The organism is Filimonas zeae, assembly GCF_014641615.1.
GTDB lineage: Bacteria > Bacteroidota > Bacteroidia > Chitinophagales > Chitinophagaceae > Filimonas > Filimonas zeae.
Window position 1 is genome coordinate 735,741 of the sequence record NZ_BMIB01000001.1, and the last position, 14,137, is coordinate 749,877.

Annotated in this window: 12 protein-coding genes; 4 read left to right on the forward strand and 8 right to left on the reverse strand. The window is 46.0% G+C overall.

What is annotated here, in order from left to right; translation table 11 throughout:
• Window positions 1-31 precede the first annotated feature (31 nt).
• Together IEY13_RS03085 and IEY13_RS03090 are read left to right on the forward strand one after the other, a co-directional pair.
• A complete protein-coding gene (locus tag IEY13_RS03085; protein ID WP_188950486.1) occupies window positions 32-1,036 on the forward strand; it encodes a hypothetical protein in 1,005 nt (334 codons plus the stop codon).
• Window positions 966-3,260, forward strand: a complete 2,295-nt coding sequence (locus IEY13_RS03090) for a tetratricopeptide repeat protein (protein ID WP_188950487.1) — start codon at window positions 966-968, stop codon at window positions 3,258-3,260. Before IEY13_RS03085 ends, IEY13_RS03090 begins: the two co-directional genes overlap by 71 nt.
• 13 nt (window positions 3,261-3,273) lie before the next feature.
• On the opposite strand, the gene IEY13_RS03095 is transcribed toward IEY13_RS03090, so the two are convergent.
• The 8 genes from IEY13_RS03095 to IEY13_RS03130 all read right to left on the reverse strand — a co-directional run bounded on the left by IEY13_RS03095 (window position 3,274) and on the right by IEY13_RS03130 (window position 12,640).
• On the reverse strand, window positions 3,274-3,882 hold the full coding sequence (locus tag IEY13_RS03095; protein WP_188950488.1) for a 4Fe-4S single cluster domain-containing protein: 609 nt from the start codon (window positions 3,880-3,882) through the stop codon (window positions 3,274-3,276).
• Window positions 3,882-4,973 carry a ComEA family DNA-binding protein gene (locus tag IEY13_RS03100; protein WP_188950489.1) on the reverse strand — a complete coding sequence of 364 codons (1,092 nt, stop codon included), beginning with the start codon at window positions 4,971-4,973 and terminating at the stop codon, window positions 3,882-3,884. The genes IEY13_RS03095 and IEY13_RS03100 overlap by 1 nt, the downstream gene beginning before the upstream one ends.
• Window positions 4,966-5,184, reverse strand: coding sequence for a DUF2997 domain-containing protein (locus IEY13_RS03105; RefSeq protein WP_188950490.1), 219 nt, complete (start codon window positions 5,182-5,184; stop codon window positions 4,966-4,968). The genes IEY13_RS03100 and IEY13_RS03105 overlap by 8 nt, the downstream gene beginning before the upstream one ends.
• Entirely contained in the window at window positions 5,184-5,630 is a 447-nt protein-coding gene (locus IEY13_RS03110; protein ID WP_188950491.1) for a hypothetical protein, read from the reverse strand. Before IEY13_RS03110 ends, IEY13_RS03105 begins: the two co-directional genes overlap by 1 nt.
• Before the next feature lie 9 nt (window positions 5,631-5,639).
• The gene (locus IEY13_RS03115; RefSeq protein WP_188950492.1) at window positions 5,640-7,283 is read right to left on the reverse strand and encodes an AAA family ATPase; all 1,644 of its coding nucleotides are present in this window, start codon (window positions 7,281-7,283) and stop codon (window positions 5,640-5,642) included.
• 62 nt (window positions 7,284-7,345) lie between these two features.
• Window positions 7,346-8,818, reverse strand: a complete 1,473-nt coding sequence (locus IEY13_RS03120; RefSeq protein WP_229687698.1) for an aminotransferase-like domain-containing protein — start codon at window positions 8,816-8,818, stop codon at window positions 7,346-7,348.
• Between the two features lie 77 nt (window positions 8,819-8,895).
• Window positions 8,896-10,632: a hypothetical protein gene (locus tag IEY13_RS03125; protein WP_188950494.1), complete on the reverse strand. Its 1,737-nt coding sequence runs from the start codon at window positions 10,630-10,632 to the stop codon at window positions 8,896-8,898.
• 547 nt (window positions 10,633-11,179) lie between these two features.
• The gene (locus IEY13_RS03130; protein ID WP_188950495.1) at window positions 11,180-12,640 is read right to left on the reverse strand and encodes an OmpA family protein; all 1,461 of its coding nucleotides are present in this window, start codon (window positions 12,638-12,640) and stop codon (window positions 11,180-11,182) included.
• A gap of 78 nt (window positions 12,641-12,718) precedes the next feature.
• On the opposite strand from IEY13_RS03130, the gene IEY13_RS03135 reads away from it, so the two are divergent.
• Both IEY13_RS03135 and IEY13_RS03140 read left to right on the forward strand, forming a co-directional pair.
• Window positions 12,719-13,459, forward strand: a complete 741-nt coding sequence (locus IEY13_RS03135; RefSeq protein ID WP_188950496.1) for an energy transducer TonB — start codon at window positions 12,719-12,721, stop codon at window positions 13,457-13,459.
• Window positions 13,460-13,520: 61 nt separating this feature from the next.
• Window positions 13,521-14,123 carry a sigma-70 family RNA polymerase sigma factor gene (locus tag IEY13_RS03140; protein WP_188950497.1) on the forward strand — a complete coding sequence of 201 codons (603 nt, stop codon included), beginning with the start codon at window positions 13,521-13,523 and terminating at the stop codon, window positions 14,121-14,123.
• Window positions 14,124-14,137 lie beyond the last annotated feature (14 nt).

The following is a 14,137-nucleotide window of genomic DNA, read 5'->3' on the forward strand; positions in this document are numbered from 1 at the left end:
GTATTATAGATGTTGGGTTGCTGGTTTTTGTATGGCCATGGTTTTACTGGCAGCAGCTACAGGTTGCCATAGCCGTAAGGATGCACCTGCCACCGCATTTTATTACTGGAAAACCGTTTTTGAGCCAGATAGTGTGCAGCAAATTTTATTGCAGCAGGCAGCAGGGCAGCGTTTATACCTGCGTTTATTTGATGTTGACTGGAATGCAGAGCGTAAGCAGGCTATGCCTAACGCCATTGTGCATTTTGTACAACCGGCAGTACATTTACACATTACGCCCGTAGTATTTATTACCAACCGCACATTGGAAAACCTACCGGCAACAGGCATAGATAGCCTGGCCCGGCAAACCGATACATTAATACGGCAGATAGCCGCCAGGGCTAACCTGAATTATACAGCTATTCAGATAGATTGCGACTGGACGCTTACTACACGCGATAAATATTTTCAATACCTCCGCACATTGCGCCAGCATAGTGGTAAGTTGCTGCAAACTACCATACGGCTGCATCAGATAAAGTATAAGGAGCGTACAGGTGTGCCTCCGGCAGATAAAGGAGTGCTTATGTTTTACAACATGGGGCATCTGAACGCCCGTGTGCAATCGCCCAGTTCTATTTATAACAAGGCTGATGCAGCAAAATACCTAACCAGCCTGCCACGCTACCCCTTGCCGTTAGATGTGGCTTTACCGGTTTTCAGCTGGGTGGTGCATACCCGTAGCGGAAAGGTAATTCAGCTGTACAGCAATATCCGGCGTGCGCAGCTGGAAAACCGGCAGCGGTTTGAGCCATTGGGAAAACATGCCTTTCGCGCCCGAAGCAGCTTTTTTATGGCAGGCGTTTATATAAAAGAGAACGATATTTTAAAAGCAGAAGAAACAGGCAGGGAAATTGCTGAAAAAGCAGCGCGGCAACTGGCGGCTTACCTGCCACCGCTTCAATCAAGAACCATTATTTACTATGAACTTTCCACGCTTGACCCGGAAGAATACCAGGTGGAAGACATCCTGGACCTTACTGATTATTTTTAGTGCAGCTACTGCTTTCACCTCCGGCATTGTATGGGCCTGCGCCTGGTACGAACCTGATGACAGCTCTGTATTCAGTCCCGAGTATTTTGTAGACAAACAGTACAGTGCCTTTTTTTACGATAGCGACAATACCTGGTACGATAGGGATGCGCGGGAAGACGCGCCCAACCAGTATGATAACAACGCCAGGTATAACCAGGAAACAGTTAAAGATTGGGATGGTTACTTAAACCACCAGCTGCCCCGGGAAACGTTACAGCTGTTGCTTTTTGGTACCAGCCGCCGCGGACTGGATTCGGTACAGAAAAAGTTATCCGGTACATTGGCCACCCTGCCACCGGCATATGCAGGGGTTACAGGTTTTAAGGGCGATGTACAAAAACTGAAAAATTTCATCAGCTATGTTACCATAGCCAGAAGGTGCGAAGGTTTTGCGGTGCGTGATACATGGGAGGCCTGGGAAGATAAGCCAGTGGTAAAGGTAGACGCCACCCTGGAAAGCGTATTGAAAAATGCCCTGCAGCAGGAAAAAGATGCATTTATACAACAACGTCTGCTGTTTCAGCTGGTGCGCTATTATTATTTTCAGGATCGTTTTGTTATCAGTGCAGAAAATAAAGATCAGGTAAAGCCCGATAGTAAAATACTGGTACTGTACAGCAAGTATCAAAATGCTTTTCCACAAAACCTTATGTATTACCGTACGCTGGGTTATGTAGCTGGTTACCATTACTATCATGCTAATTATGGGGTAGCCAATTACCTGTATAGCCTGGGTTATAATTATTCTATGGATATGAAAATACCCAGTAAATGGAGTTTTCATCCGCAGGAAGAAGAAGATTGGAACGTAACCCTGCAACAGGCTAAGAGCACAGAAGAAAAGATTATACTGTGGCATATGCTGGGTATGGAATACGATGCTGCACGGGCTATTCAGGAAATAATTGCGCTGGACCCCAAAACAGATAAGGCTGATCTGTTGCTTACCCGCTTAATCAATAGCCGGGAGGGCAGTGCAGACACTGCTAAAACAGATATTCATAAAATAGATGCCGTTGCCCGCGCCGGTAAAACTGCCAAACCCTGGTTATGGAATCTGGGGGCAGGGTACCTGCATTACATGCAGGGTGATTATAAAGAAGCCACATCGTTTTATAATGCAGCGCAAAAGCAAATGCCTGCCAACAACCGCTATCTGGCGGCGCAATACCGGCTGCTGAACATACTGCTATACGTTGAGCAGACAGAAAAGATAGACAGTAAAACAGAGGGGCGTTTAACAGAGCATCTGAACTGGCTGGCCAATCTGCGCGATCAGGCAGATACTGTTAAGTACCTGCGCTTTAACCATGCGGTAAGTCATGTAGCAAGCGTACTGGCTGCCCGTTATAAAAAGCAGGGCGATGTTGTAAAAGCTTTGTGCTTTAACAACGAAACGGAGTATTATAGTGATACCAACCGGGTAATTGCCATGGAAAGGTTTTTAACCAAACCAGAAAAAACAGCCTACGAAAAGGCCATGCTCCGTTATTATCCGCTGAAGGTGGAAGCATTGTATTACCACCGCGCCACCCTGGCTATGTATGCCGAAAAAACAGATGAGGCTATAGCGCTGATGCAGAAGGCAGGGGAGAAGGCATTGTATGAGTTGCCAGGTAATCCTTTTAATGGCAGGCTGAACGATTGCCACGACTGCGACCATGAAGCAGCACAAAAAGTAAAGTATACGCCGCTAAGCCTGGCTACAAATATTAAAAAAATGAAAGCGGAAATAGCGGCCGGACGGGATGTGTACCGCAATGCCCTGCTGCTGGCCAATGCTTACTACAATATTACCCACCATGGTAATGCACGATATTTTTATGAGTCTGTTATTATCAGTGGTTCTTATGAGTCAGCCGGGCTGGAGGAAACATATCGTACCATGCTTACTTCCTGCGCCATAGCTGAAAAGTATTACCTGCTGGCTTTACGCAATGCTGCCAACAACGAGCAAAGGGCCCGGTGTACTTTTATGGCAGCCAAATGCGAAAGAAATGGTTACTATAACTGGCTGGATACGCAGCCAGATAGTGCACGTGGCACCTGGGATAACCCTACTTTACCCCCTGCCGGTAAATATTTCCGCTCGCTAAAGGCAGATTATGCGCAAAGCGCTTATTACAAAGAGGTACTGAAAGAGTGTAGTTATTTTCGCAGATATGTAAACACCGGTAAATAGCCGGTGTTTTCTTTTACAGGTGTTTCAGCAACTCCCGCAGTTCGTTAAACTGCTCCTGAGGTAACATTCCATTGAGTGTAATAGTGCCTTCATCGTTAATACGTATTTCTACTTTGTTACTAATGGTATTCAGCTGGCTTTCCAGATGCTGATAGCGTGGTGTTTGAAAAAAGATACGTTGATTGGATGAGCCTACCCAGGGGCGTGAAAAATCGGTCAACTCCTGCATATAGGGGCCATCTACAAAAATATCACAGAGGTCTATAATGGCTTTTTGTGCTGCACCACCTGATGCCAGTAAGGTTTCGCGGGTATAGCCGCTGAACAGCATCAGCGAAAGGCCCTGTGCGGTAACGGCCTGCAATAAAGGTAGCAGGGCTTCTGCCTGGTCCATAGGTTCACCGCCTAATACCGTTAATCCTTCAATATCAGGGGTAGCCAGTATTTGCTGTATCAGTTGGTCAGTGTCAGCTATACGGCCCTTGTGTTTATCCCAGGTATGAGGTACCATGCAGCCTTTGCAGCGTATGGCGCAACCCTGTACCCAAAGGCAGGCACGGTTACCGGGGCCTTCAGCCGCGGTAACCGGTATAAAGTTGTGTATATAAAGTGGCTGCTTCATTAAATATCCAGCACCCTGCCGCCGCTGTTGCTACCGTTGTTGTTTCTGGATACGCTATAGTTCAGCTGGTTTTCTATTCTGTCAATTACCATATCTGAAAGCCGGGAGCGTGCAGCAAAATCATCACGGTGCATAAAAGGGCCGCCGCTGTTGCGTTGCTGAATAATGGCTTTTGCCTGTATAGAGCTGATGCCGGGAATACCTGCCAGCTGCGCTTCATTTAAAAAGTTGATGTATATCGGATCACCTGTAGAGGCAACAGTGGTGCTGATGATGTCGTTATTATTTTCCAGCTGGCTCAGGAAGTCATCTCCGGAAATACTTTCCGTTTCGGTGCTCTGGTTGCGTGTATCAAACAAAGAAAGGTCATCACCCGGCACAGGGCGCCGGCCTGGCTGCCGTGGATTGGTTTGCCTGCGGTTGTTAGCAGGGGCAGGCTGACTAAATGCCTGCTGCTGATTGCCTGAGGTGGTGTAGCTTGTATTTTCTGTAGCTCTGGTTTTAAACAGAACAACACAATAGTACAGACCCATGATATAAGTAGCCAATACAATAAAGATGGGCCACAAGGGCTCCTCTCTTTCTTTGTACATGTAGTGCCATACAAAATCCTCTGTTTCCTTGAGTACCGCTGTTTGCACACTGCTGTCTTTCTGTGCGGCCAGCCGGTGCAGACTGTTCAGGTAAGGAACCAGTTTGTCATGCGATTCACTGGAAAAATCGCGGTCCACTGCATGTTGCAGCATCTTTTTCAGCTTTTTATTATTTCCGTGATTTGCAGCTATTTTAGGCCATGCTGTTTTTACCAGAGAATCCAGTTGCAGCGTATCCACTTTTGTGTCAGCCCTGGTACTGGCGATAGCCAGGTTTACCTGCAGTGCCAGTTCGCTGGCCATGGGCGTTGTTTCGCCATGGGTGTCTGAATCGGAGTTGGCTATACTGGCGGCGAAAGTAACCACCAGTGCCACCAGCAGCAGTATCCTTCTCTTGTGTTTACGGTTAAACGCCATAACAGTAGCCACTATCAGGTTAACCACAGGAATAAGGCCTATAAGAATGCCGAAAAATGTTGCTACCAGACTGTTACCCATTTTGTTGGTTTAAGGAGGTTTGATCGTTCTGAGAAGAAGTGCTTTGCTGATAGTATTCTGCTGTAAGGGTTTCGTCTGTTGCCTTTCCGTTTACAATTTCTTCTATCAGCGATAAGTATTTTTTGCAGTCAGGACCGGGCACACCGCTAACCTCTGCTTTTACATATCCGTCTTTGTCTATAGCTATAATAATCTGCTTATTGCCGGCCATTAGCTGTTGATTTGATAGGTTAATACAATAGACTGATCCTGCTGCACCGCTTCCTGCGCCAGCACCAATCCTTTTTCTTCCGCTTTTTCTTTTAACTGCGTGTATACATAATCCTGTACCACGCGGCCGTATTCCTCTGTTAACTGCAAAACAAATCTGTCTACTTCATCGTCTGTAACCAGGCCGGTAACGTTAATAGAAAACGTGCCGTTATCTGCCTTGAAAAAAGAAATGGTGGGGCTAAACCGGGGAGTATCCAGCTGGTAGGTGCCCCGTGATACATTGCCTGCACCCAGGTTGGCCAGGGTTTTTTCCAATAAAGCCTGGTTGCGTATGTTAGTAGGTCTTATCACTCCTTCGTTGTCTGTGTCTGTAGGGGTGGCAAGGGCACTGCCAACGGTAGTGGATAATATTACAAACGGGATTACTGAAATAATAATGCTCATACAATGGTTTTAAAATTCAACACTTCGGCCGCCTCTGGGTATCAGTTCCGGCTCCGGTTTTTTAGGGGTGGTAGTGTCCTGCACCGTATCTATTTCTCCGGCTACTTTGTGGTGCAGCGAGGTGGCAGATACGGCCCTTACATTGGCCCATTCCCGTATAGCTCTTATTTTTTCGGCCTGTGTAACTATTAAAGGAACGGTGTTGTCAATGGCAGTAATAAAATCGTTCAGGGTAATAGCTCTGTTTTCGGCAAAAGCTTCAAAAAGGGCAGAGATAACTACCTGCTCAATTTCGGCACCTGTAAAGCCTTCCGTTTTATCGGTAAGGGTATTGATAAAGGCATCATCTATAACAGTGGTGCCGCTTACTTCCGGATGGGTAATGCGTTTTTTCAGGTGAATGCTCAGGATAATCTTTCTTTCTGCCTGTGTAGGCAGGTCCACAAAAAATATTTCATCAAAACGCCCTTTACGCAGCAGTTCCGGTGGCAACGAATCTATATTGTTGGCGGTAGCCACCACGAATACAAACTTCTCTTTCTCCTGCATCCAGGTAAGAAAGGTGCCGAATATGCGGGTAGCCACACCGCTATCGCCGGAGGAGCCTACGCCCGAAAAAGCTTTTTCTATTTCATCAATCCACAGCACACAGGGGGCCATAGACTCAGCGGTTTGTATTACGCTGCGCATGTTTCTTTCACTGCTGCCTACCAGGCCACTGAATACGGCACCCATATCCAGCCGCAGCAACGGCACATTCCAGGAGGTGCTTACGGTTTTGGCGGTAAGGCTTTTGCCACAGCCGGGTAAACCCGTAATCATTACGCCTCTGGGTGCAGGCAGGTTGTATTTATGCGCACGTTCTGACCAGGAAGAGGTACGTTTCTCCAGCCATTTTTTCAGATTTTCCAGGCCACCTATATCCTCCATTTTCAGTTTAGGAATACTAAATTCCAATAGACCGTTGCGCTGAATAATCTGCTTTTTTTCTTCTGCAATGGTGCTGATGTCCTGTGCATCCAACACGCCGTCTTTTACAATAGATAAAGCAAAAGCATTTTCAGCCTCGTTCAACGTAAGGCCGCAGGCGGCTTCGCAAAGGCGGGTTACGGTTTGCTCATCTGCAATATCAAAACGAAGTTTTTTGTTCTGCCGGTTTTGTTCAATCAGCGTAAAAAGTACTTCCCGTATTTCTTCGCGCGTTGGCAAAGCAAATTCCTTAATGAGCACTTCTTTCTGCAGTGCATCCGGAATAAACTTGTCGTGCCCGGTAATAATCACCGTTTTTAAATGGTTGCCATTTTTAATACGCCATACCAGATCTTTTAATAAGCGTATAACGGCCTGGTCGCACTGCGGTAAGGCTAAAAAAGAATACAGATCTTTTAATATAAATACGCCATCTTCCGGCAAAGTATCTATCATTTCCAACGCGCGGGCGGGTGTGCGTATATCTGCTTTTTCAGGTTGGCCATTTTTAATAAAACCATCCGTAACGGTCCATTCCCATAAAGCCCGGGGTTTGCTGAAAAAGCTGGTATCTGCCAGCATGTTCTGAACAGTGGTAATAAAGCGTTTCTCTTCCCAGGTAAGCACGTAAATCAGCGGAAATCGTGCTTTAATCAGCGCAGATAGTTCAGAGTTGAATGCCATGTCTATTGTTGTTTTGTACCGGTAATTCCGGTTGTATGCAATAATAACAAAACAGCCTGATATTACAGGTCTATCGATTTCTGCAGAATGTGTATTACTTTTTCCATCTCTTCAAAGCTAAGGCTGCCAAAACCTACGCGCATGGCGGCCAGCTGCTGGTTCTGATACAAGAGTGTTTTGGGCATAAACAGGTTATTCTGTGCGCATTGTTTACTCAGTTGAAGGAGGTTGGGGCGTTTGTTCCATTCCAGCCAGAAGGCAAGCCCGCCGGTTGGTACCTCAAACGTAACTTCATCAGGTAAGTGTGTTTGAAGCAGCTGTGCAAAATAATCTCTTCTTTCCTGGTATACCTTTAACGATTTTCGCAGGTAGCGGTGAATTTCACCTTCCTGTATCATTTCTCCTAACGCCTGTTCCATCAATATATCCCCCTGCCGGTCTATAATACCCAGATACTTGCGCATTTCTGCCATCAGGTTTTCCGGCGCTACCAGAAAGCCGGTTCTGAAACCCGGTGCCAGCGATTTGCCAAAGGAACCGGTGTATACAACCATGCCTGCGGTATCAGCACTGCATAGTGGTAGTACCGGACTTTTATTATAATGGAAATCGTAATCATAATCATCTTCCAGAATAATAAAACCCTGCTCTGCAGCCAGTTGCAGCAGACGTATGCGGCGTTCGGCACTCAGCGTAACGGTAGTGGGGTAGTGGTGGTGCGGGGTAATATATACCATTCGCACTCGGTGCAGGCGGCATATATCAGCTATGGCTTCCACGTCAATGCCTTCCCGGTCAACCGGCACTGTTTTTATCACCGCGCCATTCTTCTGAAAAATCATGTTCATGGAAAAATAGCTGAGGTCTGCTACCAGTACCAGATCGCCTTCTGAAAGCAGTATACGCGAGGTTATGTACACGCTCATTTCCGTACTGCGGGTAATGAGCAGATTTTTACCGGAAATATGCAGTCCCCGCGATAGGTTGAGGTAGTTGCAAAGGTTGGCTTTGAAGTATTCACTGCCTTCCTGGTTATAACCGGTAAGTTTTTTCCGGTTGGATTTACGTTTGAGGTTGGAGCTGTATACGCGCGAAAGATCATCCATCTGCAACAGACGTATATCAGGCGCTCCATCGTTCAGTACATACTCACAACCAGAAAACTCGAATGGGTTATCGAGTATGTTGGTTTGTTCAAAATGAAAGCCGGTTTGTTGCGGATACTGGTTAATGACTGCTGACTGACTGCTTTGTATTTTGAGGGGCCGGTTGTTAAAACCATGTAATACCACGGTGCCTTTATTGGGCAGGCTTTTAATCCACCCCTGCACTTCCAGTTCTTCATAGGCAGCAATAACAGTGTTGCGGTGTACGCCCAGTAACTGGCTCAGCGCTCGTGTGCCGGGCAGTTTGGCATCTGCTATCAGGTAACCCCGTTGTATAAAATGGATAAACTGGTCGGCTATCTGCCGGAATACCGGAGTGGCCGATTCCCGGTTTATCTGCACCAGGCTTTTGTAAGGTATGTCTGCCATACTGCTCATATACCATCTTTCCCTAAGGCAGGGTGGGGCAATTTACGGCAAATCTGGTCAATTGCTTCCAAAGCTGGTTACCGGGAAAGAAGGGCGCCTGCGGTCCAGGCCATTTTTTGTGTTTGTATGGGAAGGTTGTTTAACGCCTGGGTGTTACCAGCACTAAAGTGATACCAGCCTGCAGCAAACACCCGCAGCTTTCGTGATATTTCCTGCGAGCATTCCAGGCCGATAAACCAGAGATGGGTATTGACTTTCCATTTTTTGGATGCAGGGTCGGTATACTTTACTGAAAAGGTGTTAAGGCCTGCTATGGGGTTTACCGAAAACGGTGCGCCTGTACGGTTAGCGGTGATATGTGGAGACAGCGCGTAGGTGGTCATATTCATATTAGCTCCACCCACCCCAAAGTTAGATACGGTAGTCAGGTGAAAATAAAGCGGACGATACAGATGTATGTTGAAAGCAAGGCCCGCCATATATGCTGAAAGCGGCTTTACAGGAGGATGCACCTGTAGCGGTGCATGTGCAAGGGCTACCCCATAAGTGTACCTGGTTTGAATAAACCGGAGCAGGGTGGCCAGCTTACCGCTGCCAACAGAATCAGACCGGGCTTTTTGCCTTTGCAGGCTATCGGAGTTAACCGGTTCTGCAGGGCGTATATAGCCATTGGCTTCTGCTTCGCGGAATTGTTGTACATAAGTTTGCCATAAAGTGGAATCTGTTGTGACATTGGTTTGCTGCACATCATCGGCGCTTTGTATTACTTCTTTATAGCCGAACTTTTCCACGTTAACAGTATCCAAAGAGGTTGTTGTAAATTCCGCAGAAGAAGTAGAATGTATTTTCTGATGTTTGGCATAGCGTACATCCCGTTTTACAGATAGCAAGGTCCAGCTATGGCTACCCTTTTGATATTCCACTTCCAGATGTACTGTATCCATGGCAATATATAATAATGGTTCTACATTCACGTACGTAAAAGCGCCTGCTACAAATGCGTAATCCGAAGTGTCAATATACAGCCTGCCTTCCAGCTTGTCATAGTTCACTCCCTTTGCGCCTGCTTTGGAGGCTACGTCTATTTCAAAGCAACGATGGTTTGCATACACGGTTTTGCCCAACAGTGTATAGGAATACTGGCGCAGGCGGTCTATATCAGCAAAGTCTGTTCTGTTATGCACAAAATCGTATTTAGGCGCCAGGCTGTAAACCGTTTTCCAGGCCATTGTGCTATAAGGGTTGTAGTCTGTAGCCGTATTAATGGTTGCCTGATTGGCAATCAGCTTTACTTCTCCCTGTCGTTTTTTACTATAGGGCCACGTGTAAATGGCAACCGCAGCATCGTTCTGGTATATATAGCCGTTGTCCTGGTTCCGCTTCAGGCGCAACAAACCGTTCATGATAAACGGCCGGGAAGGATAATTGACCGGGATGCGCTCAATGGCCTTTTTTATGATACTGTTGGCTTCATTTCTAATCACCACTTCGGGCAGATTATTTATACCTTCTGTTAGCTCTATTATAATAGCAGTATTTACATGCTTGTAAAAGGTGGTTTGCGTAAGGTAGCCTACGCTGGAACAACTGATGCCTTGTTGGATAAGCAATTGAGTATGCTGCTGTAAAACGAATTCTCCGTTTTTATTGGTAATGGCATGCGCTTTTCCTGAACGCAAGGTTGCATTTTCTACCGGCTGCCGCGTGATACTGTTGATTACCCTGCCGGTTATTTTTATGGTTTGTGCTGCTGCAAATGGAAGGCTGGCTATATATACCAGTAACAGAAATATAGTTGCTGTAAAAGCTTGCATGGAAAAGTAACATCTGTTTTGCATGGTTGCGTTGGCTTTGGGTTGTACTGGCAATTAATTATATAAGTATGCTTTAGCCTGATAAATATAGTGTTTGGAAATATGGTGCAATTGTTAAAAAAGGATAGCCGGTAATCTGAACCTGAAATCAAGCAGTTCTTCTGTTTTGATATTTTCCATGTTATTAAGTGGTTCACCGGAGTATAGTTTTAAGTCTGTCACTTTTTGTCCGTACCGGTGCGAAAATTCAAAATAGACGTGTATGAAGCCATTCTCCAGTTCTACATAATAATCACTGAAGCCTTTTGAAAAAAGACGCTGGATGCAATAATCTTTCTTCGGTAATTTATATTGAGTAAAACCTTCGAGTGATATATGCACTGGTTTGTTTACCAGAATAAAACAACTCAGATCATGAATTAACAGGTCATCCGCATCAGGATGAATAAAGAGGATTTGCATCTCATTTTCATATTCTCCTGTAATACGATAGTATATCTCGCTAAACTTATAAAGTGACATGATAAATGGGCTTATGGTATTGCTATTACCTGGTTCTATTTATATCTTTCAATGAAATCTTATTGGGATTTCCCGTTGAAGTATGGCCTGTCTGTAGTCTTGATTCAGATATGCCCATTTTGTCTGAAAGGAATCTGATTATTACATCGATTCTTTTTTGGTTAAGTTTTCCCGCTTTGGTAGATGGCTTGGCAAACCCGGTTATTTGTATAATAGAATAGGGGCAGGCATTTATTTGATCTGCCAGATTTACCAGCTGATCTCGTGTCTGAGTTGTTAAGGTGAAACTGTTTTTAGAAAAAAATATATCCGGAACTGTATCAATGCTGCATAGACGATGGTGTAAGGGCCGGTCATACCCGCAACCTCTTGTCAGGTCCCGGCAGCAGGGTGGTTCCGGACAATTTCCCTGGCCTGAACTATTTACAGGAAAGCACATCATGTGCGTAAGCACTTCTTTATCCCTGTCGTCAGGTACGCCATCCCCGTCTGTGTCCATTGCCGCGCCACGCATATCCACTTTTGAACCTGCCGGCGTATTGGGTTCCAGGTCAAACAGGTCCGTTATGCCATCACCGTCTGCATCAGGAAGCACTGGTGGCGTAAGCTGCATATGTTTGGATACGTTCAGCTCCTGATAAATATAGTTGTTTAGGTTTAGCCACCAGAGTGGGGCTGTTTTTCGCAGTCGGTTGCCTGAAGAAATACCGAGTCTTAACGAAGTGTAACTGAATACATCGTTGCTGCTGCCGGCATTTACACCATCTATGTCGTCAGAAAAGGGGAGGGTAAACTCCTGTTCTGCACCTAAGGAGAGCCTGCTGTTGAGCCGGAAAGCAATACCTGCGCCCATTCTTACCGCGTGCCTTAGCAACTGGTTGTTGTGATAACGGCCTATACCTTCGCGGTTTCCGTTGGGGATGGATGCATTGGTATGAAATCCTTGCATCATTGCTTTCAAATCTGCTTTAATGGCTTTTCGCGATCGGTTGTAGTTAAATACTACCGGTGATACCGGGTTGCCGCTAAGGGTAACGTCCTGGTCAATATCTGCTATAATAATACCATAACCGGCAAATGCATATAGGCTGGTGCGGGAGTTTTGCCGGTAGTTGCCTGCGGTTAGCGCGGATGCAATAATATCCAGGCTGCCCTGGTGCATGGCATTACGGTAGTTAGCCACATACCAGCTGCCTGCAGGTGTAGTTCGTGGCCTGTAATCAAGCCCATACTGAAAAGAGCCGGTATAACCCGCACGAACGGAAAAGGTATGATTGATGGCTTTGCGTGCTGCCAGGCCAGGACCCCATCCCGCCCGTGCATCTATATCTCCTGTGGTAATAGCATAGCCTGAATGTACAGATAGCTCCCACGCGTCTTTGGAACCGGTGGGGTAAGAATGGGGAGTGGTTATTTGGGCCTGTGCCGCTGCCACAGGAAAAATGGTCAGACAAATACTGATCAGGAATTTTAGGGATAAAGGCATACAACTAATATACGGAAATATAATATTCTTTTTGAACAGAAAAAATGCACTTTTGCGGCCTCTAAACTGAAAATGAATATGATGAGGCTGCTACTGGTATGGATGCTGCTTTTTTTCGCCAGCGCGGGTTTTGCACAAAAAGATACTGTTTACCGTTACAGGGCCAACGGCCGGCGGGCTACGGGTAACGATTCCATCACCACCATTCAAAAGCTGGTGAAGAATGCAGACGGTACCTGGCATATGTATGCTTACAAATATGCCGGCAACCGGCTTGATTATGATGAACCATGGGCCGATACTATAAAAGGATTGGTAGATGGTGTAAGCCGGAGTTATTATGAATCCGGTGCAACGAGCGATTCCACTATTTATAAAAACGGCCGCAGAAAGCTTCAGTATCACTACTATAAAAACGGTGCATTAATGGCACTGGCACATTATAATAATGCAGGTGATTTTACTTCGGTAGAAGGCTGGGATTCTACAGGAAAGGTGATACCGGATTTTATTTTTATGCAGCAGGCCAGCTTTCCCGGTGGTGATAAAGGCTGGGGCAGGTACCTGGGAGAGCAGCTGGGTAGAAAGCAGCCTAAAGCATTCCAGAAAGGAGAAATTGGAGGGGCAGTGGTTGTAAGCTTTCTGGTGAATAAAGAGGGGCATGTAACAGAGGTGGCTATAGACGAAAGTTCCGGATACCAGGTACTGGATCAGCATGCTTTAAACGTTATCAAAAACAGCCCTGACTGGAATCCCGCTATACAATATAATCAACCGGTTATCTATCGTCAGAAACAGAAGCTTACTTATACCAACTAACGGCGCTTAACAATTTTATAACCCTGGCTGGCGTATACGCTGCTCTACATTTGCAGCAGACATGTCAGCCAGCGTTATAAATATTACTGCTTACCAGCAACTGCATAAAGGCGACGAAGCGGGTTTTAAAGCTTTGTATACGGCCTGCTGGTATGAGTTATACGAAACTGCTTATGCCAAAACAGGCGATAAAGCCCAGGCACAGGATATGGTGCAGGAATTATTTATTGCCGTTTGGAAAAATGGAATACCTGCCCGTGAGGGTGCTTCTGTAAAAGAATACCTGTATGGCGCATTGCGCAACAGGGTATTCAACTACTATCGTTCCGCTGCTGTACAGGAAAAATACAAAACTGCACTGGAAGCCTCCTGGCAATTACTGGCCGATGTTACTTTGCCCGGCATACTGGAAGCAGACGAGCTGGAACGTTTGGTGGAGAAAGAGGTGCAGCAAATGCCCACAGCTATGCAAATGGTGTATCGCATGAGCCGGGAAGAAGGCCTCAGCGCCCTTGCTATAGCCGAAGCACTTCAGCTTTCCCCACAAACCGTGCGTAACCAGATATCTGCGGCACTGGCCCGCATACGTTCTATGTTGATACGCGAATCTTTTATTTCCCTTCTGGGTGCGTGCTATTCCTGTTACCAAATTGTTATGGCATAGTATACAACACCTAC